Consider the following 23,921-nt stretch of genomic DNA (forward strand, 5'->3'; position numbering starts at 1 on the left):
CGTTTTATTTGTCAAAATTGGCTCCCGAGTCGGTAGTTGAGCCTGGCACAGTGTTTTTGTGATTTTTCTTGCCAATAAAGAGTTTTGGCTCTTTTTGATGCTCAATTTTTGTTAAACCGTCAAAACCTACGACTAAATGAAAGCTCTCTCAACGTTTTTTTATCAATTTTCAAATTGGAAAACCTTGTTGTTGTTGTTGGTATTGTACATTGTATTTCCAGCGTACTTTCTTAAAAATGCCGAAATTCGAATGAATCACCTGTCGGGAAAAACCCTAGGCCCCATTGATTTGACGATTGGATTTACTCCTTCCCGCACCTTGCAAATGGTTGAAGAATATGGGGATGCTGCGCGGGCTTTTTACGCAACGATTGAAATGACCACCGATGTGGTTTACCCCATTGTGTACTCTTGCTTGTTTGCGGTGATTTTGTCTCTGTTGTATTATCGGAAGTCCTACGCCCCTTTTGCCTACGTCAACTTGTTTCCGTTTGTCTCTTTAGTATTTGATTATTTAGAGAATATTACCATCGTTACGATGCTCAAAAGCTACCCTGAGCAGTCGATGACCGTAGCGAGTTTTTGCGAAATTTTCAAAATGATTAAATGGTTTTCAGTTGTCGTCACGGTGCTAATTATTATTTATGGATTGTTAAAATCCTTGAAAATGCCCAAAGACCTTAAAGCATAATTACTGCTAAATCTTGTATATTGCTCCATGACCTCCTCACTTTCGCCCGTTGAAATTTACGAACGCTTGGTAACGGTAATCAAAGGCTATCAGGAAGCCCTTGACGGCTATTCTGACGAACAATTTACCCATAAATCGGCTGAAGATGTGTGGTCGTTGGGGCAGATGTATGAGCATTTAGTGCTCACCTCTAATTTTTTCTTTTTGGCCAATACTCTGCGCTGTCTTGAGCGGCGCAAAGGTCAATTGGGCGGAGAAAAAAACAAATACGGAGATAATATCTTTAAATACAATAGCTTTCCACCCGTTAAAGTCAAAATTCCTGAGGCTCTGAAAGGGCCGGAACCAGTAGCAAAAACACGTTCGGCCTATGGGCCTTTGTTGGAAAAAGTGCTACTCGATGCCCAAAAACTAATCGAAACCGTTGGACGTGATGCGGGAGAATATAAATGTATCCACCCTATTTTTGGATGGCTCAATGCCCGTGAGTGGTATCATAACATGGAGATGCACTTTAAGCATCACCTGCGGCAACAGGCCGAATTGGAGGAAATCTTGAAAGGGTAAGTAAATCGCGTGGATCTTATTTTTTGGCTTCTTTTAAATATTTCACCATCAATGCCCCCGTTTTTTCGGAAGCCCCTTTTTCACCTAAAAGTGCTTTTACGTGTCGATAATCCTGAAGTTGGGCTTCGCGGCGCGCGCCGTTGGGCAGCACTGCTCGCAGTTCTTCCGCCAGATTTTGTGATGTCAAATCGTTCTGAATCAGTTCTTTTACGGCTTCTTTCTCGGCTACAAGATTGACCAATGAAATGTAAGGAACACGAATCAAGTTTTTGGCAATCAAATAACTAAGCGCCCCCGTTTTATAGCAAACTACCTGCGGAACTTCAAAAAGAGCTGTTTCGAGGGTAGCTGTACCCGAAGTGACCAGCGCCGCCGTAGCTACTGAAAGTAGATTGTATGCGTCGTCCGTTACGCGTTTAATTCCTTCTTTTTCAAAGGGTTGATAAAGTTCATTCGGTAAATTGCTGACGCCCGCAATCACGTATTGATACCCAGAAAACTGAGGCTTGATAGAGGTCATGAGCGTCAGCATTTGCTCTACTTCCTGCCGACGACTGCCGGGCAATAGCGCAATGACGGGTTTTTGAGGGTCGAGTTTATTTTCGACCAAGAAATTCGGATTGGGGGTAAAATCGGCAATGGCATCAAAAAGTGGATTGCCGACGTAGTCTACCTCGTAATCAAAACGTTTGAAGAAGGCTTTTTCAAACGGAAAAATGACAAACAGTTTGTCAACATCTCGTTTGAGTTTCAAGGCGCGGTTTTGATTCCACGCCCATACTTTGGGAGAAATGTAGTAGAATGTCTGGAAGCCATTTTCGTGGGCAAAACGCGCCATCCGCATGTTGAAACCTGCGTAATCAATCAATATCAGTACGTCGGGTTGATAGGAGAGGAGGTCGGCTTTGCACGCTTTCAAAAACCCTGAGATGGTGCCCAAATTCTTGGCGACTTCCCAAAAACCCATAAATGCCATTTCGGCATAGTGCTTCACCAGCGTTGCGCCAGCGGCCTGCATCATATCACCGCCCCACGCCCTAAACTCTGCTTCGGGGTCGTGTTGTTTGATGGCTTTGATGAGGTTGCTGCCGTGTAGGTCGCCCGAGCGTTCGCCCGCAATGAGGTAGTATTTCATGGGCGGGTCAGGAGTTGAGCGCGAAGGGAGTCGACCCGAAGCACGTTGGAGGTATACTGAAGTTTATTGCCTTCTATGGTAGAGTACAAAATGCCGATTTGATAATCGTCTGGTCGAAAGTTCTCGTTGTATAGCGTTACTTTAAAACCGGGTCGATAGAGTTGTCCACCGGACAAAAACTGCTTTCTCCCCGCCTGACTCGGCCACGTGGGCAGCAGGTAAGTGGTATTTTGACGGGATTTTAGGACAATAAACACCCCATTCCCTTTACCTAATCCCGGTTGAGGACAATCGTTGTTTTCAAGTGTGAATTGCGAAACTGTTTGTGGATGTCCAAAAAAGTCAACGGGCTTTGAAGTGCTGTTCAATGTCAGTTGGAATGGTTGGAGAGAAGTGGTATCTATTGGCTGGGCAAGGGAAGGCTCGGCCGAGGCTAAAGGCGATTCAGCAAAGCGATAGATGCCTTTTTTGTAAGCGGGTTGCGTAAAAAAGTCGGCCAATTCGCTCCGAAAATGCGTAATGAGTTTGTGGTGTTGTCGCCAGTTATAATGGTCGGCCACTAGACTACGTCGACGAACGTCAACGTCGATTTGGTATTGATACACACTCGCCACCGCAAAGGTCAGCCCAAAGGCGGCGGCCACGCCCGAAATCCACGTCCGCGAAATGGGTTCCCAGACCAACAACATCACATAAACGAGCGTCAGCAGGTGCAAAGGATAAAGGCTATATCGGCTGGTAAATACAGAATACACATCTCGTCCGCCTCGCGAAACCGCGATAATACCGATGGTTAACACTGAAAACACAAAGACTCCCACCCAAAAATAAGGCTTATTTTTGACGGGTTTTGGGGGCGAAAAAAGCGTGTTGAGCGTCAGCCAAATAACCAGTGAAAGTAGGGTTATCAGCCCAATACCAAACGCACCCCAGAGCAAAAAGTCTTGATTAGCCCCTTTAAACGCCGCCAACCACCCGCCCGACAGAGCCGCAAAACTGACGATGAGATTTTGAATGAACTCACCCGAAATCGTCACTTTGGTTGCTTGTCCTACGCTGTAATTAAGAAAATACGCCAACAGTGCCGCCACCATGCCGACGCTCCACCACAGACTTTTGGTGCGCTCTTTGGCCAAGAGCAGCATCGTAAGGCCCGCTGGAAAAACCAAGAACCCATTGCCGTTGGTAAACGTAGCAGCAAAAGCCAAAACAAACGCAAAAAGTGTCGGAACCGCCGCAGGATGGCAAGCCAAGAGATAAAAAGTGGCAAAAACCAATAGGTTCAATGTTGTATGCTGCATTCCGTTGATGCCCCACAAGGTTACATCAAAAACAAAAGGAGTAAGATACCAGAGCAATACTGGAATAAAGTACCACGCCACAAACCCTCTTTTTATAAAACTAATCAACCAAAAGCCCAAGATTCCCATTAGGCTGCCATTGACAACCCAGATGAGGGTTCGGTAGTCAATGTATCCTTTAAGGGCATAGACGGAGAGCGCTATCGAACGGGGCACAAGTATCCGGTGGTCGTTTTCTGGCTCCAACAAAAGCTGTATTTTTTGCCAAAGAGAAAAATCATTGGTCAATAGCATGTATTTGACCCGGACCAAGTCATAGTCGTCCGTGATAGGAATATTGACTGCGTAAAGATTTATATAATATAAGTAAACCCCTACAATGACCAAAGCGGCCGTCAGGAACGAAATAGGAAGGATGGACTTGTTCAAAATGGATGGCTTAAATTGGCAAAAAGCGTGATTGACAATACGTTATTCTCCGTAATACTCCACAAAATTTTTGGGAGTTTCAATCAATTTAAGATAATGCAGTTTTGTATTTGGGGCGAGCTCGGTTAAGCCTTTTTCCAAAATGTTCCAAATTTCTACGATAAAGTTTTCACAACTTGGAATGATTCCCTGCATAAAATCAACGTCTAGGTTGAGATTCCGGTGATCCACTTTATCAATCACGGCGGTTTTCATCAGATTGCCCAGCAATTTCATGTCTACCACAAAACCAGTGTCGGGATTGATTTTTCCTTTGACGGTCACTAACAGCTCAAAATTATGCCCATGAAAGTTTGGATTGGCACAAATCCCGAATACTTCCGTGTTTTTTTCATCTGACCAACTCGGGTTGTAGACCCGGTGAGCTGCGTTGAAATGTTCTTTACGTGTTACGTACACCATATAAATTTAAGAATATGCAGTAAGCTAAGTAGCCCGCCGCCTTTACTTTTCAGTATTAATTTCCGACAAAATTACGACCAAAAACTCGTTTCCGAAAGTTCTTTATAAAGGAGTTGTTTTTATTTAAAAAGTACAATTTATTCCACGAATTTTAACTGTTTTTTTGTTCGAATTATTATCTACCTTTGTAAATATTTTACTAGGTATTTTTACTGTACCAACCATTTGAAACCCACTAGTTAAACGCCTTATCATAAGCTATCAGTATGATTATTGTCACGGGGGCTGCGGGCTTTGTCGGAAGCTGTCTTATCAGTAAGCTCAACGAAGAAAACTTCAATTTTATAATTGCAGTTGATGATTTTTCAAAGATTGAAAAATCGCCCAATTTAGACGGAAAAAAGATTCAGGAACGGGTCGAACGCGAGTCGTTTTTTGAATGGCTAGACCAAAATTACTACGAAGTAGAGTTTATTTTTCACATTGGAGCCCGCACAGATACTACCGAATTTGATTATGCGGTCTTTGACGAACTGAATGTGCGCTATTCGCAGCAAATTTGGCAAAAGTGCATTGATTATCAAATCCCGCTTGTGTATGCTTCTTCGGCGGCTACGTATGGTTTGGGCGAATTGGGCTACGACGACAATGAGCTGTTGATTCCCAAATTGAAGCCGCTCAATCCTTATGGAGAGTCAAAAAATGATTTTGATAATTGGGCATTACAGCAAGAAAAAAAGCCTTTTTTCTGGGCAGGCTTGAAATTTTTCAACGTTTACGGGCCCAATGAATACCACAAAGGCCGCATGGCTTCGGTTATTTTTCATGCCTATCACCAAATCAAAGACACCAATCAGATGCGTTTGTTCAAATCTCATCATCCTGACTTTAAGGATGGAGAGCAGATGCGGGATTTTGTGTACGTAAAAGACGTGGTAGAGGTTTGTTCGTTTTTGATGCACCATCGTCGAAACTCCGGTATCTATAATCTGGGAAGCGGGAAAGCGCGGACGTTTGTAGACTTAGCGACGAATACCTTTGAGGCAATGGGCATAGAACCCCAAATCAATTTTGTGGATACCCCCGCCGATATCCGCGACAAATACCAGTATTTTACCCAAGCCAACATGAACAAACTCCGTTCTATTGGCTACACAAAGCCTTTCCACACCCTAGAAGAAGGCGTGAAAGACTACGTTCAGAATTATTTGATGGTTGATAAATACTATTAATGAAGATAATCTACTAAATCTTCGGTTTTATTGATAATAGCGGCGTTGGGGCCCGTTTGAATATCCTGACCCACTACTTGATAACCCGTCAATAAAATTTGAGTTTCAGGAAACTGACTACATAGCCTGTCAACGTAGGGTTGTACCTCTTCGTTGGCAGGCACTGAAGTGAGTATAGAGAAAATAAAATCGGGTTTGTGTACCTCGTGGGCAAAAACCAATTCATTGAAAGGTAGCGTCTGCCCCAGATAAATCACTTTGTGGTTGCGCGAACGAATCACGTAGGTAGCAAAAAGCAGCCCGATTTCGTGCAATTCTCCTTCTGGTAAGTATAACAAAAACTTCTTAACGTCTGGACGGTGTTTAATCACCTGCCCATCAATGGCCACAATTACTTTTTGGCGAATGAGGTTGCTCATGAAGTGTTCTTGAGCAGGCCCGATTGAGCCAGTCATCCAGAGGGTTCCGACACGGCTCAAAAAAGGATAAATAATATTGAGCATCGTATTCTCAAACCCAAATTGCAAAAAATTGGTACTGATGATTTTCTCAAAACGCTCTTCGTCCAAATCAATCATTGAAATGGTAAGGGCGTGAATTTGGTCAGGATAATTTAATTTTTTGTCCGAAATGGCAATGACTTCCTTAGCCATTTCGTCAAGTGGCAATTTCGAAATCTCAGATATTTTGAACCCGTGGTCTTTAAGCAACGAGATATTGAGGACTAATTTTAGGTCGTGGTCGTCGTACATACGGATGTTGGTGTCCGTACGTTTGGGCTGGATAATATTATAGCGTTGCTCCCAAATTCGCAATGTATGCGCTTTGATTCCTGAAAGTTGTTCTAAATCTCGGATAGAATAGTTGCTCATCGTCTGCTTTAAAATTTACCAAAGTGATTGATAGCTGCGTCCACAATTGAGCTAAAAAGTAGTTTTAATAATGACTGAAAAGGCGATAGTGGTTGTCAATAATGTCTTTAAAGTACTAAATATTAAGGCCATCTATAGAACTACCTGTGCTTAAAAATGTTTTTAAATAGTTGTTATTCAATAAAATAAGTAACGTTATGGGATAGAAAAAAAGCAAATTGGCACATTAGCAATAATCCCGCCAATCGGTTTTGTTTGTGAAATGGAAGTTTGTAAAACAACCACAATAGGCCAAACGCAACAACATACCAAGCTACATAATTTTGTAGAGGCACAGTATTGTTTGTCCACTGCCAGAAATCCAATCGGATGGCAACGGGTTCAATTGAAACATCCAGCGCCACCACTACCGTTGCCGCGAGGAGTGTTTTGACCAATGGGGTTCGACTCCAAGTATTTGCCACCACTCCTGCGCAATAGATAAGTACAAGCCAATTGGCACCGATTACCAAGGGAATTTCGATAAATTTCCAACCCAAGGTTGCGCCATAATGGTATTGACCGAAAATAAGACCCGTGTGCACGCCCAAAGCTTCAATCGTAAATCCAACAAAGTAAGCTACTGCGCAAAAAATAAACATATTTTTGTTCCATTCGGTATGAAAAAGTAGCAACAGCCCCAATGAACTCAGCAGGTGAAAAGGGACCAGTGCTTTAAAAACCGCTTGCGTTGGCGGCCACTGTAATCCGATAAAACCGGCTAAGTGCATGAGTGGCAACACAATAAAAATAACGCGTTGGCCAGCTGGAGAGCGAAGTTGGCTTAAATAAGAATACATATCATTTTGAACCGATAGAAGGAGAAAATGTTTTTAGAAATATACATAACAAAAAATCCCGGTACAACGCACCAGGATTTTTTAGAAGGGAGGAAGACGGGACGGTTCGCCGCTGCGACTCGAACCCGTGGCTTTCACAACCACAATTTAAAAATTTTATTTGGGGAGGAAGACGGGGCTCGAACCCGCGGCCTTCGGAACCACAATCCGACGCTCTAACCAACTGAGCTACAACCTCCGTGTTTTCAGGCTGCAAAGATAGCAAACTCCTTTTAAATAATCCAAGCCTTACCGCGTTTTTTTGTAGATTTGCGAATGAATTATAGTGCGTAAAAAAGGTACTAAATTCCTAATATTCTAATTTACAAATAGATATGTCACTCAAACAACGCATAGACGAAGACATCAAACAAGCCATGCGCGACAAAAATCAGGATACGCTGCGGGCATTAAGGGCCATTAAGTCGTTAATTTTATTGGAAGAAACCAAAGAAGGAGCCAATGGAATCAGCGCCGATGATGAATTGAAGCTACTGACGAAGGCCGCCAAACAACGCCGCGACTCTGCCGCTATTTATGAGCAGCAAAACCGCCCTGATTTGCTCGAAAAAGAAATCGCTGAAATTGCGGTCATTGAAAAATATTTGCCAAAACAACTCACCGAAGATGAGGTAAAAGCCAAACTTCAGGAAATTATTGACCGCGTAGGCGCAAAAGCGCCATCTGATATGGGCAAAGTAATGGGCCTCGCTATGAAAGAGCTGGCTGGGCAAACCGACGGAAAGGTAGTGCAGACGTTAGTGAAGAGTTTGTTGGCCTAAGTTTTCGAATGAACACATTAGATTTATTGATTATTATCCCCCTTGCTTGGGGGGCGTTTAATGGCTATCGCAAAGGTCTCCTGATTGAAATTGTGGGAGTGGCTGCCTTTGTGATAGCCATGATTGTAGGCTTTAAGTTTCTGCGATTCGGAACCGACCTGCTGGCACCTTATCTTACCGCAGAGCTGGTAAGACGCTTCCTGCCTTTTGTCGGTTTCTCAGTTATTTTCTTCCCGACCGTTTTTATGGTCAATCGCCTAGGGTATTCTATGCGCTCTATGCTGCGTTATACTTTGCTGGGTACCCTCGACAACCTTGCGGGGGCGGCCGTGGGTATCTTTACTTGGGTGTTTGGCATCAGTGTTTTCTTTTGGCTATTAAGCACAGTAGGCATTCAGATACCACCCAAATACCGCATCGAAAGCTTTCTGTATGACTATACCGTTCCTATTGCTCCCCAAATCATCAGTGTAATCTCAGACTGGATTCCGGTGGGTGGAAATTTGATTCGCGAATGGGGAAGAGGTGATGCTTAATGTGCATTTACTTTTTCATGATACTCTCGGTCAATACTTCATATAAACCCTGATAAGCGGGGTAGCGCTCAAGGTAATCCAAATGTCGTTCGATAATTTGATGATCGCCGCGCCGCGCTGGGCCCGTCTGGACCATGGCGGGATCGGGGACCTCTAGGGCTTTTCGGACGGTTTCACGAATGAGGGGTTTCAACAAATCGTATTCCAGATGCTCGGCGTCTAGCATTCGTTTTGAAATGGCAAAAAGATGGTTAGTGAAGTTGCAGGCAAACACCGCCGCCACGTGCATGATGGCCCGTTCTTCGGAGCTCATGATGTACACCACGTTGCTGAGGTCTTGCGCCAATTTAATAAGGATGGATTCAGTAGCAGGCGTTGAGGCTTCAATGCAAAGCGGTACTTCCGTAAACTGAATGGGCACTTCTCTGTTGAAGGTCTGAAGCGGATAAAATACCCCTGTATGGGCGGGAACATCGCTATAAATACCAACCAAACGTTCGAGTTCTTCCAAGGTTTTGGTGCCAGAGGTATGCACAAGAATGCACTCTTCTGGCAACACCAGACGCTGCATGACCTCGTCGAGTGCGTCGTCGGCCACTGCCAAAATGATGAGCTCGGCGGCACTTTCGGCAAAGTCCAAATCGGGGGCTACCGTAGTGTCATACAATTTATTGACTAGGCGGCGAGCGTTGCGGGTATCGCGACTGAAAACCTCTACAATATGGTGGCCGGCATGTTCAAGCTCCTGTGCTAAATGCCAAGCTACGTTGCCAGCCCCGACAAATGAAATTCGCATAGTAAGTTACAGGAAAACAGAGTGACCGTCAAAGATAAAAAAATAACCCGTCGGCTACGTAGCCAGACGGGTCTTTGGGTTGATTAGGCAGGAAATACGTACTTAGATTTGTTTTTTGCCAAACTGATACAAAATTTTAAATCGTACCCCAAGGTTGCGGTTATCGGTAAGATAGGCGGGTTTTTGGAGGTAAGGAGCCGCGTAGGCTTCCACCTGAAAAGCCAAGCTCCGCCACTGTTTTTCAACTCCCGTGGCAATCATGATGTCATTGGAAACTGCTGGTTTGATACTGAAATTACCTTCCTTTTCCTTAAATTCATCGTTGCGTTCTTTATAAGAAAAACGATAGCTCTGCTGAGCCGATAGATTGAGGTTGGTGCCGCCAGAGAAAAGAAGCGTAAAGCCATCCTTGATTGGCCAACGGTAAGTAAGGCTGATGGGAAGGCGTACAAGGGTGACGTCGGTCTTGATGTCAAACACCTGCGGAGGCATCAAAGGGGGGCGTAGGTCGTCGGCTTTGTGCCACGTTTGGAACGGACGTCCTGTTTTTGCCTTAAAAATATCTTCCGTAAAATACTGCGGACCTGTGATTTTTGCTTTGGCCAGACCTACATCAAGACTCCAGTATTTACCCAATAAAACACTCGTCATCAGGCCGTAGCCCGTGTATTTATCGCCGATATTTAAACCTCCTCCCACGCGGAAGCGGACATTTTGTAACGAAATGGACGGTGGAGGTGGCGTGGTCTTTGCCTCATTTGTGGTTGCAGAAGAAGCTGATTTATTCTGTAATGCCGCATATGCGTAGCGTTTTACGTGAATTTCGGCGGGTTGTACTCCGTCCAATTCTTCGGCTTGATTTGGCTCCAATGGTGACAGTTCAATTTGACTGGTCACTGCGTTGTTAGCGGTCTCAACAGGCGTTGTTGGTTCAGTTGCGACATTGATGATGCCTGATTGTTCCAATTTTGGGGCGTTTTTATTGTTGGCCACGCTGCCCGACTGCGCCACCGTTGTTTGTGATTTCAACGTTCGTAGAGCGCTACCTGCTTTTTCTTTCGAAAATGTGCTGTTTGTGATTTTCTCTTTGAACGCATTTTTCACGGGTTTGGCAGGTGTTTCATTTTCCAGCGTTGAAGTTGATTCTTTGGGTTCCGTTGCAGCTTGGTCAGCATTTGTCGGCCGCTCAAAGGCTTCGCTGATGCGTTCATTAGGATTTTGCCGAATAATTTTGCCGACATTTTTTAGTCCTCCAGCAATAGGCGCGGCATCATCAGGCGCTATACCATCGTTCGACAGTTCATTTTCATTCGATTGAGGTAAAGTTTGGGCATAGGCGTCAGGTTGAGGTTGGTTAGATTCGACAGAAATGTATTTGGTAATATATACCGTATCGACCCGCGTCGAAGTTCGCACGGGGGCATCTTGTTTTTGACCGAGCTGCGTTTTTAATTTGGCAACCTGTTGGTCTAACTGCTGATTTTGCCGGTATTGGTACACATTCGCGAATACCATCACTGCCGCCGCCACGCTGGCCGCCGTGTAGAGCATCGAGCGCCCGAATCGCTGTACAAACGAAACGGGGGCATGGGTGTTTTTGAACGCCTTAAATTTCGCCCAATCTTCATCCTGAAAACTAGGTTGAATCCCTTCTAACTTTCGGCGTATAGCTTCGTCAAATTTCTCGGGTTTCATTGTTTGTTTTGGTGCGCAACCGCGCTTAGTTTTTTGTGTATGGTTGCCAATGCAACGAATAATTATGGTGCCTACTTAAATTTCTGGTCGGCATTGCCTTCCGCAAAGAAAGGGTACGATTGCTTGACCAGTTCCTGAAGCCGCGTACGGGCCCTAGCAAAATGAGAGCGTACGGTTGCTTCGTTAAAATTGAGTACATCGGCAATTTCGCGGAGCTGGTAGCCATCGACAACGTGCATCGTAAATACTGTACGATAAATGGGCTTCAACTGTTGCACCAAGGCCAAAATCTCCTCGGCCGAAATCTGATCAATGACCGATTCGTCAATCGAAGGTTCGTGGATATTGTCTAACCCAATCTCTCCGTGAAACTTCTGATTCTTACGGTAATAGCTGATGGCGGTGTTGACCACGATGGTTCTCAGCCAAGCTTTGAAGGGTTGGTTCAGGTCATAGCGGTCGAGGTGTTGGAAAACTTTTAAAAAGCTTTCATTCAGGATCTCTTCGGCTTCTTCCATCGACGACGAATACCGCAAACTTATGCCTTTTGCGTACCCAAAAAACTGTTGAAAAAGCATTCGCTGCGCGCGCCCGTCGTTGTTCAAACACGCTCGAATGACGTCTTCTAGGTCATCTTCCGTAAAGTTGGTTTTCTTTCTAAAAAACAAGGTTGTAGCGTTTTTGGATGGTGATTAGCTGCTCTCTAAACAATTACCACATACCCGTAATACGCGCCGCTGAGGTGGCGCGTTGCAGCAATGTACGTATTTTTTTTTCTTTAAAAATAATTGATTTTTTATGCCACGCTCCCGAATATCCTGGCGTAATGCTCTCTGAAATCAATCATTTTTAACTAATTTTAAGAGAACCATGAAAAAATCACTTGTTATCCTGTTTGCGCTGTTTGGATTGTTTTTAGTGAGCTGTAACCGCGACGAAGTCAATGCCGTAGATGAGGATTTGACCGAAATGGTCGAACTGTCGGCGGCGCGTAGTGCGGCGGTGACGGATACCGTTACCAAACAAAAATGCAAAGGTAAATTGACCGAAGTAGCCGCCGCTGATTTGCCCGCTGCTATCACAACGTATATCACTACCAACTATGCGGGGTCTGAAATTCAGTTTGCTGGAAAAGACACTGAAGGTAAGATTGTGGTAGGCCTTAAATTAGCCGATGGCACATCCAAAGGATTGCTCTTCAACGCCGACGGGACTTTCAACAAAGCCCTTGAAAAATACGGTAAAGGCGCCAAATTGACGAAGGTAGAAACAGCAGCTTTGCCAGCGGCCATCACGACCTACATCACCGCCAACTATGCAGGCTACGAAATCAAGAAAGCAGGCAAGAATGAAGCAGGCGAATTTTACGTGGCGGTCAAATTGGATACTGCCGTTAAAGTATTAAAATTTGCGGCTGACGGTGCATTTATTGAGGCAACAACCCCTCCTGCCCATCCTGAAGGAAAAGGAAAACGCTCAAAGCATGGTAAATAGTCATTGATTTATCTCCTCATTTTGGGCGATAATTCACCCCGAATGAGGAGATTCAACCTCTTTTTTTTTTATCCCCACCATTCTCAGTTCAATTTTTTATCACACCCAATCTTCCCAATTATCAGTTATGAAAACTTTCACAAGTGCTCTGTCAATCAGCGCATTGGCGCTTATGCTTATCTTCTCTGGTTGTACCAACAATGAGGTCGAACCAGACCCCGCCGATCAGGTCATTGGGGCTTATTCTGCCACCACTTATTCCGAATCCATTAATGGCGTAGCTCAAAGCATTGACCTGACCAATGCCCTTATCAAGGAAAACGTTGCGATTTCGTTTGATGTAGCCAAAAAAGCTGCAAGCACGCTTACTGTGGTACTAAGCATCTCTCAGCGCGATAGCACCGGAACCATGCAAACCTACAACGATACTTACGACAGCATTGAGCTTAAAGCGCTTGGAAACGGAAATTTTGAAATGCTAAATGCAGGCACATCCGTGGGCCAAATTGGCAATGGAAACCTATCTCTCCAAGAGACTTATCCCGACACTGATGAAGCGGGAAATACCGTGCAGGTTACGGTGAAAATAGCAGCTACAAAAAGTTTATAAAAAAAGGCTACACCTTTCAACTTATGAGAAAATTTCTACCCATCCTCCTCGTGATGGCGGGGCTGATTTCCCACGCCCAAACCTTAACAACCCCCGCTGATTCAGTAGCGACGATGATTATCAAAGATGAGTTTTATAACAATAAACCGCTGAATGAGGTCATTGCAGATTTGCAGAAAAAATACAAATTCAAGATTGGTTACAATGTTGAGTTGGTAAAAAAGTACCGTGTTTCGTACTGGTTTGACAATACCAAGTTGTTGGATGGAATCAAAGGAACGTTGAAAGAGACCAAAGACCTGACGTTTTACATTGATGATGCCAACGTCATTCAGATTGTGCCTAAAACGGCAACGCAGGTACTCCAAAATGGCCGTAAAGAATTTGATACGCGGTATCGGGGGCAGCCAACCCGCACCGATTTTACGTTGATGGGCAAGGTCGTGGAACGAAAAACCAACGAAAGTATGCCGTTCGCGACCGTAGCGGTGGTGGGCAGCAAAATTGGCGTGCAGACCAACGTGGACGGATATTATACACTCCTAAAAGTACCCTCAGATACTGTAACAATTTTGGTCAGTTATGTAGGTTACAAAAATACTACTGTGCATCTTTCACCGCAGACACCCCTGCAAAATTTCGTCATCGAAATCGAACCTGGTGAGCAGGAGTTGGAAGAGGTCATGGTCATGGGTGAAAAAACCGAAGTGTTGAAGGCCAATGAAATCGTGGGAATGATAAAAATGACGCCCAAGAACTTGGCGAAATTGCCCAACATCGGTGAGCGCGACCCCTTCAGGGCCTTCCAATTGATGCCCGGTGTGAGTGCTTCCAACGAATCCTCGTCGGGTTTGTACGTGCGAGGTGGCACACCCGACCAGACGCTGGTTTTGTACGACGGTTTTACGGTCTATCACGTTGACCACTTATTTGGGTTTTTCTCCGCTTTTAATTACAACGCCCTCAAGGACATACAATTATACAAGGGCGGTTTTGATGCCAAATTTGGCGGTAGGATTTCGGCAGTGGCCGAAATTACGGGTAAAGACGGTAATAAGAACCAGTTTAACATAGGAGCCGACCTGAGTTTGTTGAGCATGAATGGCTTCATTGAAACGCCCCTCAATAAAAAAACAACGCTGTTGATTGCGGCGCGGCGCTCGTATCAGGGGGCGCTATACGAGAAAATATTCAGTACGTTTACATCAGAGCGTCAGACAAATGTAACCCAGCCGGGATTGGGCGGACGGCCCGGCGGACCAGGGCGTTTTGGAAACAATGCCACGCAAGATCAAACCGCAAAATCTTATTTTTATGACCTAAACGCCAAACTTACTTGGAATCTTTCGAAGAAAGACATTGTAACGTGGAGCCTTTACAACGGCACCGACAAAATGGATAATTCGTCGGCGTCATCTTTCAATTTTGGGCGACAAACTATCTTTGGGGCTTCTACCTCCACCAATGACGTGTCGGCGTGGGGAAATTTGGGTAGCAGTGTGAAGTGGTCGCGACGCTGGAACGATAAACTTTACAGCAATATGCTGGTCAGTTACTCCAATTTTTACAGTAATCGCGACAATACCCGGAGCGTAGTCAATACCATACCCGCTACCGATAGCACCGTCGCGACCACCCGAAATATTAATATCGGTCAGGTGGAAACCAATGATTTAAAGGATTTTACGGCTAAAATAGATTTTGAATATAAACTTACCCCCCACAACCAATTGGAGTTTGGGGTTCATGCCACGGCCAATACCATTCATTATAATTACGTCCAAAACGACACCGTTAATGTGTTGAGTAAAAACGATAAGGGAACCATTACTTCATTTTATGTACAGGATCAAATTCGGTTGTTAGACACCAGATTGTTAATCAAACCGGGGATTCGGGCCAACTATTTTGATGTGACGAAGAAATGGTACATGGAGCCGAGATTGAGCGCAACCTATGCTTTGAACGAGCGCGTAAAACTCAAAATGGCCTTGGGGCGCTATTATCAATTTGCCAAACAAATCAATCGTGAAGATTTGACGCAAGGCAACCGCAGTTATTGGCTGTTGGCCGATGGCGACGCGTTGCCCGTAACGAAGTCCAACCATCTGATTTTAGGCGGAAGCTATGAATTCAGAGAGTATTTGGTGGATGTTGAACTCTATCAAAAAAACAATGTAGGAATTACGGAATATACCCTGCGTTTTGTGCCGCAGATTCGCCAAGGACTGAGCGTGCAGGAAACGTTTTTTAACGGAGATGAGACCGTTCGGGGAATGGACGTGCTGGTGCAGCGTAAATTTGGCAAATTTAACGGATGGATAGGATACACGCTCTCCGAGGCGGTTCGGGATGTGACCATTTTTTCGGAGCGACCCTATTATTCAGACCAAGATGTGCGACACCAGTTTAAGTTTATCGGCTCTTATCGCTGGAAAAACATAGATTTTGCCCTTACGCAAATCATCTCTTCGGGGCGTCCATATACTTCGATTGTGGGGGCGTATCAAATCAACCTTTTAGACGGTTCTGTTCGGTCGTTTACGATGCCTTCCGACAAAAACGCGAGCCGTTTTTCATCCTACAATCGTTTAGATATTTCAGCTACTTACAATGCTCGTTGGGGGAGTGTAGGGTTGTCGGTGTTTAACCTGTACAACCGCAAAAACGTCTGGTACAAACGGTTTGAAGTAATCACTGAAGGCGATGAGAGTGTGCTTCAAACCACCAACGTCAATTATTTAGGGTTTACACCCAACCTTACCATCAGTTGGAAATTGCGTTAGTAATCAGTTTATCATCAGTCGTTTATTAATTGTTGAAAATAATGAAAAAGTATATACAAACGCTCATGTTTATTACAGGAATTGTCTGTTTGTTAGGGAGTTGCACGGAGACGAATACGGTAATCAGCTCGGTAGAAAAACCCGTAATTGAGGCCTTTCTAGCGCCGGGCAAACCCATTAGTTTGACCCTGATGACCGTGATTGGGTACTCTGAGTCGGCAGATGCCGCCGATTCTTTGGCCCGTCCGATTGACGGTCAAGCTATCCAAATAAAAGTGAGCGATGGAAGTATCTTTAAGTTGGAGTCGGTAGGAGAAGGGCGGTACGTTTCCAAAAGTACTGAATTGGTCAAATTTGGTTTGACTTACACTTTAGATTTTACCTATAATGGCCTGCCGATTTCGGCCACTACGGTGATTCCTACGCGACCGACGGGTTTTACCTTAAGTAAAAACTTTGTGAATCGTACCCAAATCAATTTAGGTAGCGGGGGCTTTGGCGGGCCGGGTGGTTTCCAGGAAGACCGCACGCCCATTGAAGCTACTTGGAACAATCCCAACGGGGAGTACCATTTTATTGCGTTTATCAACACAGAAGCAAATCCTGAATCCATCGTGATTTTACCGACAGATACGACTGGCACGAATCCGTTTCGGTTTATCAATCGGCGGTTTAACAATGAGCCGACCACCGCTAGCGTATCAATCATTCAACCCCAATCGTTTCAGTATTTCGGGAAACATTATGCCGTGCTGTATCGACTCAATCCCGACTACGCGGCCTTGTACCGGTCGGCAGGAACGACGACCCAAAACATCAGCACACCCCCCACCGCAATCACCAACGGATTGGGGATTTTTACGGGTATAAATGCTGACACACTGTTGTTTACGGTAAATAAGTATTGAAATTTTTTTAATGTTTAGAACCCTCTACGACCTGCGAGCTATAAATCCCTGAATGGCCCGAAAAGAGGAATGCCACGACGCAGGCAAGTCCGACAAAAACACCGCAATCAGCGCCAAAAAGCTCAATGCCCATCAAAGTGCAGGCAATGGGGGTATTGGTAGCGCCCGAAAAGACCGCCACAAACCCCATCCCTACCAAAAGCGCCATGGGTAGAGGAATAAATAGCGATAGGGCGTTGCCGAGGGCCGCTCCGATAAAAAACAGCGGCGTGACTTCGCCGCCCTTAAATCCTGCACCCAACGTGAAGGTAGTGAAAAGTAGCTTGAGGAGAAAATCGTAGGCGGGTAATTCCTGCTGAAAAGAGGCCACAATCGTCGGAATGCCCAAGCCGATGTATTTGGTGGTGCCTAAGGCCCATACAGCTACCGCAATCACAACGCCGCCCAGAACGGGCCGCAGCGGAGGGTAGGCGATTTTAGACTTAAAAAAAGTGCCCCAAAAATGCACCGTTTTGGAGAATGCCAACGCGGTCAAACCGAATAAAATGCCCGCCAAAATACTCCACAAAAGCGTGTCGGCGTGTAGCGTTGGCACGTACGGAATGGCGTAGTGCGTATGGGTTACGTTCCATGCGTGGCAGGTGTAATCGGCGATGAGTGCCGTTAATAAACTTGGCAAAAGGGCTTCGTAGCGCATTCTGCCCACAATCAATACTTCCAACGCAAAGACCGTTCCTGCAAGTGGGGTACCGAAAACCGACGCAAACCCCGCACTGATTCCGATGATTAAGACAATTCGGCGGTCATCTGGCGAGAGTTTGAACAGTTTGCTAAACTGATCCGCAATGGCTCCGCCCATTTGCACGGCTGTACCTTCGCGCCCCGCTGAACCCCCAAAAAAGTGGGTAACGAGGGTTCCGAAAAGCACCAAAGGGGCCATTTTGAGCGGAATGATTTGTTTGGGACTATGAAATTCTTCAATCAATTGATTGTTTCCTTTCACTACTTCCTGCCCAAAATAATGGTAAGTAGCACCGACAATGAAGCCGCCGAGCGGAAGCAACCAGATGATCCATTGATGTGATTCGCGCCAATCGGTAACCCAATTTAGCGAAACCAGAAAGAAAGCCGACGCTGAACCCGCTAAAACGCCTACTATCAACGACATAAATAGCCATTTTGCGACAAAAACAACGGTGGTGAATTGAGCTATTTTAGAATAAGGAGAGGGAGTGGGTTCAGTCATTCGTGCCAAAACAAGGTAAAATGAGATACGCCCGTAAAAATAAGGTTTTCGGAAGATAGACGGTTATAAAAATAATGAGAGACTGATAATAATGTGGGGAGACCCAGTGAAAGAATTGTATTTCAATTGTGTTATATTTGTTATGAAATAATTTTTTGAAAGTATGTTAGTTGCCAAAAAACCACTTACTAATCTCCAAATTGAGCTGTTACGCTTGTATGCGCATCAGGTAGATGAAAAAGATTTATTGCAAATTAAAGAGCTGATTGGACAGTATTTTGCAAAACGACTCACTCAATTTGCCGATGAAGCTTGGGCGCAAAACAATTGGACGGATCAAGATATGGAAGCTATTTTGAATGACCCAAACCAGTAATGTTTGATGAATATTGTATTGGATACCAATGTTTTACTTGTTGCTTTGCCTTCCCATTCAAAGTATTATCCCATTTATCAGGCGTTGTTAAATAAAAGATTTGATTTGTATGTAAGTAACGAAATTTTGACCGAGTATGAAGAGCAAATCAGTCAAAGGTTAGGAATAGAACGCACTAATTTACAGCTTCGAGAATTACTTAATCTTTCCAATGTACATGGTATTGAACCTTTTTACAATTGGCAATTGATTGAAATTGATCCGGATGACAATAAATTTTGCGATTGTGCTGTAGCTTGTGGAGCCGATTACCTTGTCACAAACGACCATCATTACGATATTTTAACATCTATTCCTTTTCCTCCAATTGAGACTCTCAGGGCGGAGAATTTTCTTCAAATGCTGTTTTAAGAACCCCAGAAAAAGCAGATTTGCCATTAAATTCTCTTTTTCTGGGGGTAAATTAGTTCAGTTCTAAAACTCTACACGATAATTTAACACGGGTATAAGTGGTAATTGGTAGGCAGTTTTGATTTTATCCAAGTTGGAGTCATAATACTGCCCGAAGATATTTTGTCGGTTGGTAACGTTTTGTATATCAAGGGATAATGTGCTTGTGAAGCCGTTACGGTTGCGTTTCCAACTTACCCGCACATCTGAACGAAAGTATGCGTCTAAAGTTTGGGAATTCGTTTCTGTTTCTACCAAAACGGTTTCTCCTCTTCGGCGGGAAGCGGCCAAATCAATCGGCGTGGTTCGAAAACCGCCTACGTACGTAGTTTTGAGGTTGATGCCCAGTACATTGTTTTTGCTGTGGCCTAGGAGCCATTCTTTGCCTACTAAAAAGTTTCCTGCGCCGCCGCCGTCAAAACGCGTACTACGCCATATTTCATCCGAGCCTGTGTACTCGGATTTAAACACCGACCCACTCAGCATGTAGTAAAAATTGTTGTGCAGAAAGCGTTCCAGCGTTAGCTCCAGACCATAGTTGCGGCCTTTACCGCTGTTGGCCAAGCGGCGCAGCTCAAAGCCGTCGGTTACGTTGAGTAGCGAAAACGCATTCCGTTCGTCGGCGCTGACTGGAACGTTGTTGAGCGACTGATAATACGTTTCTATTTTCAAGCGAGTGTGCTCGGTGAGGAGTCGGTCGTAAGAAAGTACGAAGTGCTGGGCTTTGGTAAAATCGGTATTGAGATTGGGGTACTCAACGCCCGTGTCGGTGAGTAGTTTGTTGGAATAAAAGTAAAGCGACAACGGATGCACCTGACTGTGACTTCCGTACCCAAACGCCACCGATTGGCCGGGGGCCAAATCCCATTTGAGCGAACCGCGCGGCTCAATTGAACGGCTGTTGTTGAGTAGTAACGCCAACGTGTGTACGCCGAGGTTGACGGTGAGTTTTTCGGATAATTTATAATTGAACTGTGCATACGCCTGAAGCGTAGCGGTTTGGCCGTCGGAAGACAAAAAACGTTCCATTTTTTTCTGCTCGCCATTCCAAGATTCACGGAATAAATCATAGGCTTGATGACTCCAAATGGCCCCTGCCCGCAAGGCGAGTCGCGCCGTGATTTTATAATTCAGCGTGCTCGTGAGGGCCAATTTGCGTAGCGTATATTTTGTGTCATACCGAGGCTCCAAGATGTATTCAGAGGTGTAGCGCCGTTGCTGAAATCCATTTTCATAGGCAGAATACAAGACCACTGTTTTGAGAAATGCCTGCTTGCTGAGGTTGATAGAGTGCGTTGCGCCCCAAGCCCCCGTATTGGATTTGAAATTTTCATCGTAACGTTTGTCGCTCTCGGTTTGCCACAGGGTAGAGTCGGCTTTCGGGGTGCCAAGGGTGCTACTCAGGCCGCCAAAACCAAACAGCGTAAACTTGCCAAACTTATTGGTAGGTAACGAGATGTTGTAGGAAAGGTCTTGAAAGCGTTGGGCAAAATCCCCCACTGGAAGTCCCAATTTGGACAATAATTCGAGGGTTGAATACCGATAATTGATGAGGTAAGCGCCTTTGTAGTTTTTAGAAAAAGGCCCTTCCGCCGCCACGTCCAAGCCCAAAAGGCCCGCCTGAACCGTGTATTCGCGTTTTTGGTTGTTTCCCTTACGCAATTTTAAATCAAATACGCCCGAGAGGGCATTGCCGTATTCGGCGGGAAAAGCGCCCGTCAAAAAATCAGAATTGGTCAGTACCTGTGCGCTCAGGATGGAGATTCCGCCGCCCGCCGCGCCCAAGCTCGAAAAGTGGTTGGGATTGGGAATATCGATGCCTTCCATGCGCCACAAAAGTCCGTTGGGTGCATTGCCTCGGATGACAATGTTGTTGCCGCCATCGTCGGCCGATACCACGCCCGCGTAGGCCGTGGCCATGCGGGCTGGGTCATTGATGGCAGCGGCGTAGCGTTGGGTTTCTTCCACCGAGAAAGTCCGTGCGCTAACGGTGGCCATTTCGTTGAGTGGTTTGTCTTTTTCGACGGTTGGTTTAACGGTGATTTCGGAAAGTTGCGTAATGTCTTCTTCTAATCCAACGCTCAGAATCAACTCTTTGCCCGCATTGACCATCACGTTGCTCATGAGCATTTCTTTGTAGCCCATCGACGTGATTTTGAGGGTTTGACGACCGATAGGCACCTGATTTAATTGAAAATTGCCTTCAGCGTCGGTAATGGTGCCCTTGATAGGAGTGGCGCCGACCAGCACCACGGTAGCGCCTACGATAGGTGTTTGGATATTTTTATCCAAAATAACGCCTCTAATGGTTTGGGTGAGGGTTTGGGCGTGTAAAGAATAAATGAAGGGAAGGAGGATGAACGAAGCCAAAAAAAACAGGCTTTGTTTCCGATAAAGTTGCGTAAATGGACGATTGTTTTGCATGACTGTGCTGTTGGTTTTACGAAAATTTGGGCAATAAAATCCCTTTCGCAGGAATGTCTGCGTAGCGTAAATGGCTGACTTGGGACGAATGATTTAGATTAAATGTGTACTTAAAAATGTGAATGTAAAAGTCATTTGTTTTCGTGGCTGTTTGGGAATAAGACACCGCAGTGATTTGATACCCCTATGCCGCAAACAAAAAAAACGCTGCTGGAAGAATCCAACAGCGTCGTAGGGTAAAAGTGAAGGTTTAGGAAAGTAGTATAAAAATCGTTTAGTTGCCCGCTTTGAGGATTTTCTTGGTAAGTCGTTTTTGTTCACCATCGGCGATAATCAAGTACGAACCCAGTGGTTGTGAACTCAGGTCTAGGATAGTACTACCGCTGCCATTGCTGAGTTCTACATTCCATTCACCCAAGCTAGTAGCCGTGAAATCGGTCAGACGAAGACGGACGTTACGCGTTTGGCCCCAGCCTTGCAGCATTACTTTTACCTGATTGGCGGCAGGGTTGGGTGCAATAACTACATCCAATGCCAGTTCTTCTACTGGAATCACTTCTTCCGCTGCTACACGCGCGGCTGTTCCGCCACTTGCTTTGAGGTTTCCGCCTCCCAGAATTTTTTGCGTCGTTCTTACACCATCCCAGTTGCTGGCAAACCATAAGCCGCCGCTTTTATTCCAAACCGTGATGCCGATCATATCAGTTGAACCTGGCTCGCCGTTGTCGGTCATTTCAACTTGGAGCGTTGCATTTCCGTCTACTGCGATGACATTGAGCGGGTCAGTGATGTCTTGAATGTTTGCTTTACCGTTGAAAGTTGCGGTTCCACCTGCGGCAGTCGGCTGTACGGCTAGAGAGGTCATGGCATTGCCTTTTACCTGATAGTAACGCATTACCCCGCCTTCCATCCGTCTTACGATGGTGTTGATATTGCCTTGCAGGTTTTTGCCGCTCTTATTGTATTTTACGTTAAACCCGAAGTTGTTGCGTGTTCCATTGTCACCCGCTTTAACACCCGCAGAGTTTGCCAAAATAAGATAACCACCACCCGTAATAAAATCATTGAGGGGTTTAGATACGGTGATAACTTCATAGTTTTGGCCAGTGTAGTAACCGTTGATAAGTAATTGGACAGTATAAGATTCTGAGGGAGCGTTTCCAATGTTTGCGTTGAATGTGGCAGTGGCGGTCCCTGTTTTTGTATCGCTAGGAGTTACATAACCAATCGTGGCAGGAATGATTTCACCAGTCTCTACAATTTTAAATGCGAAAGTAGCTTTGGCGATATCACCTGCATTGGGATCATAATTGGCATCTCCTATTACGGCGGTAATGTCCTGAATGGTAGCCGCTAAGGTAACAGTGGCGGTACTTGATGTGCTGTTGGCCGTTGAAGCAAACATCGCCCCTGTATAGGTAGCTACTGCGTTTTCTTTATTGATTGTAAATGGATCGCTGTCAGAGCTTGCGCCATAAATACCGTCGCCAGCAAAAGCAGAAGCCACGGTATAATTTCCTGGGGCCTGATTGAGGGTAATCGAACTGTTGGCTAACCCGCTGCCATCGGTTGTTGCCGAAGTAGACTGCGTTCCGAGCGTGAAGGAGATATTCTTGCCGCTGATGGGCGTATTAGTCAGATTATCAATCAACGTAGCTTGGATAACAACTGGGTCTGAGTACTGACCGCTTGAGGCTCCCGAATAGGTGAGGGTCGTAGCGCGTCTGTTTACGCTTACGGTGGCGGTGCGCTCATCACTGTTCCCATTGACGTCAGTAATGGTTAGGGTTACGGTGTAGTTTCCTGCCGCGTTGAACGAAGATGGTGATACGCTTTTGGTTAAGATTCCACAAGCATCGCTACTTCCATTGTCAACGTCGTTAGCGGTAATGTCTACGGTTCCACCCATTCCCAAAGTCACTGCAATATTTTTGGTGATAACGGTGGGTTTGGTTACGTCCTGAACGGTGACGGTGGCGTTGGCGGTGCTAGAGTTTCCACTACCATCAGTAACTGTCAGTACGATTGAGTTTACTCCCACATTGCTGCAATCAAATGTACTTTTGCTTAGTGACAATGTTGCTACTGAGCAGTTGTCGGTGCTCCCGTTGTTTACATCAGCGGCGGCGATGGTGACAGTTCCCGCGGCGTTGAGCTGCACGGTGATGTTTTTGGCGATGGCCGTGGGGTTGATTTTATCTTCGACGGTGACGGTGGCGTTGGCGGTGCTAAAGTTTCCACTACCATCGGT

General features: G+C 45.3%; 22 protein-coding genes and 1 tRNA gene. 11 read left to right on the plus strand and 12 right to left on the minus strand.

Annotated features, from left to right (window positions below; translation table 11 throughout):
• Positions 1-136 precede the first annotated feature (136 nt).
• Positions 137-691, plus strand: coding sequence for a hypothetical protein (locus GVN20_RS28445; RefSeq protein ID WP_166561594.1), 555 nt, complete (start codon positions 137-139; stop codon positions 689-691).
• Between the two features lie 27 nt (positions 692-718).
• Positions 719-1,258 (plus strand): DinB family protein, encoded by a 540-nt coding sequence (locus GVN20_RS28450; RefSeq protein WP_166561595.1) that lies wholly within the window; start codon positions 719-721, stop codon positions 1,256-1,258.
• A gap of 16 nt (positions 1,259-1,274) precedes the next feature.
• Here GVN20_RS28450 and lpxB read toward each other — a convergent pair whose 3' ends face one another.
• Genes lpxB through GVN20_RS28465 form a run of 3 tightly spaced genes read right to left on the minus strand, consistent with a single transcriptional unit; the run spans position 1,275 to position 4,585 of the window.
• The gene (gene lpxB / locus GVN20_RS28455) at positions 1,275-2,393 is read right to left on the minus strand and encodes a lipid-A-disaccharide synthase (protein WP_166561596.1); all 1,119 of its coding nucleotides are present in this window, start codon (positions 2,391-2,393) and stop codon (positions 1,275-1,277) included.
• Positions 2,390-4,123, minus strand: coding sequence for a hypothetical protein (locus GVN20_RS28460; RefSeq protein ID WP_166561597.1), 1,734 nt, complete (start codon positions 4,121-4,123; stop codon positions 2,390-2,392). Before GVN20_RS28460 ends, lpxB begins: the two co-directional genes overlap by 4 nt.
• Positions 4,124-4,165: 42 nt before the next feature.
• Entirely contained in the window at positions 4,166-4,585 is a 420-nt protein-coding gene (locus tag GVN20_RS28465) for a 6-carboxytetrahydropterin synthase (protein ID WP_166561598.1), read from the minus strand.
• A gap of 266 nt (positions 4,586-4,851) precedes the next feature.
• Here GVN20_RS28465 and rfaD point away from each other — a divergent pair, with 266 nt between their 5' ends.
• Positions 4,852-5,817, plus strand: a complete 966-nt coding sequence (rfaD, locus tag GVN20_RS28470) for an ADP-glyceromanno-heptose 6-epimerase (RefSeq protein ID WP_166561599.1) — start codon at positions 4,852-4,854, stop codon at positions 5,815-5,817.
• Here rfaD and GVN20_RS28475 read toward each other — a convergent pair.
• From GVN20_RS28475 to GVN20_RS28485, 3 genes are all read right to left on the minus strand, one after another.
• A complete protein-coding gene (locus GVN20_RS28475; RefSeq protein WP_166561600.1) occupies positions 5,814-6,689 on the minus strand; it encodes a MerR family transcriptional regulator in 876 nt (291 codons plus the stop codon). The genes rfaD and GVN20_RS28475 overlap by 4 nt on opposite strands.
• Before the next feature lie 173 nt (positions 6,690-6,862).
• On the minus strand, positions 6,863-7,528 hold the full coding sequence (locus GVN20_RS28480) for a carotenoid biosynthesis protein (RefSeq protein WP_229599224.1): 666 nt from the start codon (positions 7,526-7,528) through the stop codon (positions 6,863-6,865).
• Between the two features lie 161 nt (positions 7,529-7,689).
• Positions 7,690-7,766 (minus strand) — tRNA-His (locus tag GVN20_RS28485).
• Positions 7,767-7,902: 136 nt separating this feature from the next.
• Here GVN20_RS28485 and GVN20_RS28490 point away from each other — a divergent pair.
• Positions 7,903-8,349 (plus strand): GatB/YqeY domain-containing protein, encoded by a 447-nt coding sequence (locus tag GVN20_RS28490; protein WP_114460517.1) that lies wholly within the window; start codon positions 7,903-7,905, stop codon positions 8,347-8,349.
• 8 nt (positions 8,350-8,357) lie between these two features.
• The gene (locus GVN20_RS28495) at positions 8,358-8,885 is read left to right on the plus strand and encodes a CvpA family protein (RefSeq protein WP_166561601.1); all 528 of its coding nucleotides are present in this window, start codon (positions 8,358-8,360) and stop codon (positions 8,883-8,885) included.
• A 7-nt stretch (positions 8,886-8,892) separates the two neighbouring features.
• Here GVN20_RS28495 and GVN20_RS28500 read toward each other — a convergent pair whose 3' ends face one another.
• The 3 genes from GVN20_RS28500 to GVN20_RS28510 all read right to left on the minus strand — a co-directional run bounded on the left by GVN20_RS28500 (position 8,893) and on the right by GVN20_RS28510 (position 12,044).
• On the minus strand, positions 8,893-9,681 hold the full coding sequence (locus GVN20_RS28500) for a Rossmann-like and DUF2520 domain-containing protein (RefSeq protein ID WP_166561602.1): 789 nt from the start codon (positions 9,679-9,681) through the stop codon (positions 8,893-8,895).
• A gap of 102 nt (positions 9,682-9,783) precedes the next feature.
• Entirely contained in the window at positions 9,784-11,376 is a 1,593-nt protein-coding gene (locus GVN20_RS28505) for a hypothetical protein (protein ID WP_166561603.1), read from the minus strand.
• A 71-nt stretch (positions 11,377-11,447) separates the two neighbouring features.
• Positions 11,448-12,044, minus strand: a complete 597-nt coding sequence (locus GVN20_RS28510; protein WP_114460520.1) for an RNA polymerase sigma factor — start codon at positions 12,042-12,044, stop codon at positions 11,448-11,450.
• Between the two features lie 202 nt (positions 12,045-12,246).
• On the opposite strand from GVN20_RS28510, the gene GVN20_RS28515 reads away from it, so the two are divergent.
• From GVN20_RS28515 to GVN20_RS28530, 4 genes are all read left to right on the plus strand, one after another.
• A complete protein-coding gene (locus GVN20_RS28515; RefSeq protein ID WP_166561604.1) occupies positions 12,247-12,870 on the plus strand; it encodes a PepSY-like domain-containing protein in 624 nt (207 codons plus the stop codon).
• A gap of 127 nt (positions 12,871-12,997) precedes the next feature.
• Positions 12,998-13,480 (plus strand): hypothetical protein, encoded by a 483-nt coding sequence (locus GVN20_RS28520; protein ID WP_166561605.1) that lies wholly within the window; start codon positions 12,998-13,000, stop codon positions 13,478-13,480.
• A gap of 23 nt (positions 13,481-13,503) precedes the next feature.
• Complete coding sequence (locus GVN20_RS28525; protein ID WP_166561606.1) at positions 13,504-16,266, plus strand: carboxypeptidase-like regulatory domain-containing protein; 2,763 nt, start codon at positions 13,504-13,506, stop codon at positions 16,264-16,266.
• A 41-nt stretch (positions 16,267-16,307) separates the two neighbouring features.
• Positions 16,308-17,174: a DUF4249 family protein gene (locus tag GVN20_RS28530; RefSeq protein ID WP_166561607.1), complete on the plus strand. Its 867-nt coding sequence runs from the start codon at positions 16,308-16,310 to the stop codon at positions 17,172-17,174.
• Positions 17,175-17,181: 7 nt separating this feature from the next.
• Here GVN20_RS28530 and GVN20_RS28535 read toward each other — a convergent pair whose 3' ends face one another.
• Positions 17,182-18,420, minus strand: a complete 1,239-nt coding sequence (locus GVN20_RS28535; protein WP_166561608.1) for a voltage-gated chloride channel family protein — start codon at positions 18,418-18,420, stop codon at positions 17,182-17,184.
• Positions 18,421-18,583: 163 nt separating this feature from the next.
• On the opposite strand from GVN20_RS28535, the gene GVN20_RS28540 reads away from it, so the two are divergent.
• Both GVN20_RS28540 and GVN20_RS28545 read left to right on the plus strand, forming a co-directional pair.
• Complete coding sequence (locus GVN20_RS28540; RefSeq protein WP_166561609.1) at positions 18,584-18,796, plus strand: hypothetical protein; 213 nt, start codon at positions 18,584-18,586, stop codon at positions 18,794-18,796.
• A 6-nt stretch (positions 18,797-18,802) separates the two neighbouring features.
• The gene (locus GVN20_RS28545; protein ID WP_166561610.1) at positions 18,803-19,207 is read left to right on the plus strand and encodes a putative toxin-antitoxin system toxin component, PIN family; all 405 of its coding nucleotides are present in this window, start codon (positions 18,803-18,805) and stop codon (positions 19,205-19,207) included.
• Positions 19,208-19,270: 63 nt separating this feature from the next.
• Here GVN20_RS28545 and GVN20_RS28550 read toward each other — a convergent pair whose 3' ends face one another.
• Both GVN20_RS28550 and GVN20_RS28555 read right to left on the minus strand, forming a co-directional pair.
• Entirely contained in the window at positions 19,271-21,670 is a 2,400-nt protein-coding gene (locus GVN20_RS28550; protein WP_166561611.1) for a TonB-dependent receptor, read from the minus strand.
• A 274-nt stretch (positions 21,671-21,944) separates the two neighbouring features.
• Positions 21,945-23,921, minus strand: a 1,977-nt coding sequence (locus GVN20_RS28555; RefSeq protein ID WP_409033854.1) for a beta strand repeat-containing protein, incomplete at its 5' end; no start/stop codon positions are given.

The organism is Runella sp. CRIBMP (genome assembly GCF_009905605.1).
Taxonomy (GTDB): Bacteria; Bacteroidota; Bacteroidia; order Cytophagales; family Spirosomataceae; genus Runella.

Excerpts from the sequence above, each read along its gene's own strand:
- GVN20_RS28445 (WP_166561594.1), top strand. The coding sequence starts at position 137 with ATGAAAGCTCTCTCAACGTTTTTTTATCAATTTTCAAATTGGAAAACC.
- GVN20_RS28450 (WP_166561595.1), top strand. The coding sequence starts at position 719 with ATGACCTCCTCACTTTCGCCCGTTGAAATTTACGAACGCTTGGTAACG.
- lpxB (WP_166561596.1), bottom strand. The coding sequence starts at position 2,393 with ATGAAATACTACCTCATTGCGGGCGAACGCTCGGGCGACCTACACGGC.
- GVN20_RS28465 (WP_166561598.1), bottom strand. The coding sequence starts at position 4,585 with ATGGTGTACGTAACACGTAAAGAACATTTCAACGCAGCTCACCGGGTC.
- rfaD (WP_166561599.1), top strand. The coding sequence starts at position 4,852 with ATGATTATTGTCACGGGGGCTGCGGGCTTTGTCGGAAGCTGTCTTATC.
- GVN20_RS28475 (WP_166561600.1), bottom strand. The coding sequence starts at position 6,689 with ATGAGCAACTATTCTATCCGAGATTTAGAACAACTTTCAGGAATCAAA.
- GVN20_RS28480 (WP_229599224.1), bottom strand. The coding sequence starts at position 7,528 with ATGTATTCTTATTTAAGCCAACTTCGCTCTCCAGCTGGCCAACGCGTT.
- GVN20_RS28490 (WP_114460517.1), top strand. The coding sequence starts at position 7,903 with ATGTCACTCAAACAACGCATAGACGAAGACATCAAACAAGCCATGCGC.
- GVN20_RS28495 (WP_166561601.1), top strand. The coding sequence starts at position 8,358 with ATGAACACATTAGATTTATTGATTATTATCCCCCTTGCTTGGGGGGCG.
- GVN20_RS28500 (WP_166561602.1), bottom strand. The coding sequence starts at position 9,681 with ATGCGAATTTCATTTGTCGGGGCTGGCAACGTAGCTTGGCATTTAGCA.
- GVN20_RS28505 (WP_166561603.1), bottom strand. The coding sequence starts at position 11,376 with ATGAAACCCGAGAAATTTGACGAAGCTATACGCCGAAAGTTAGAAGGG.
- GVN20_RS28515 (WP_166561604.1), top strand. The coding sequence starts at position 12,247 with ATGAAAAAATCACTTGTTATCCTGTTTGCGCTGTTTGGATTGTTTTTA.
- GVN20_RS28520 (WP_166561605.1), top strand. The coding sequence starts at position 12,998 with ATGAAAACTTTCACAAGTGCTCTGTCAATCAGCGCATTGGCGCTTATG.
- GVN20_RS28525 (WP_166561606.1), top strand. The coding sequence starts at position 13,504 with ATGAGAAAATTTCTACCCATCCTCCTCGTGATGGCGGGGCTGATTTCC.
- GVN20_RS28530 (WP_166561607.1), top strand. The coding sequence starts at position 16,308 with ATGAAAAAGTATATACAAACGCTCATGTTTATTACAGGAATTGTCTGT.
- GVN20_RS28535 (WP_166561608.1), bottom strand. The coding sequence starts at position 18,420 with ATGACTGAACCCACTCCCTCTCCTTATTCTAAAATAGCTCAATTCACC.
- GVN20_RS28540 (WP_166561609.1), top strand. The coding sequence starts at position 18,584 with ATGTTAGTTGCCAAAAAACCACTTACTAATCTCCAAATTGAGCTGTTA.
- GVN20_RS28545 (WP_166561610.1), top strand. The coding sequence starts at position 18,803 with ATGAATATTGTATTGGATACCAATGTTTTACTTGTTGCTTTGCCTTCC.
- GVN20_RS28550 (WP_166561611.1), bottom strand. The coding sequence starts at position 21,670 with ATGCAAAACAATCGTCCATTTACGCAACTTTATCGGAAACAAAGCCTG.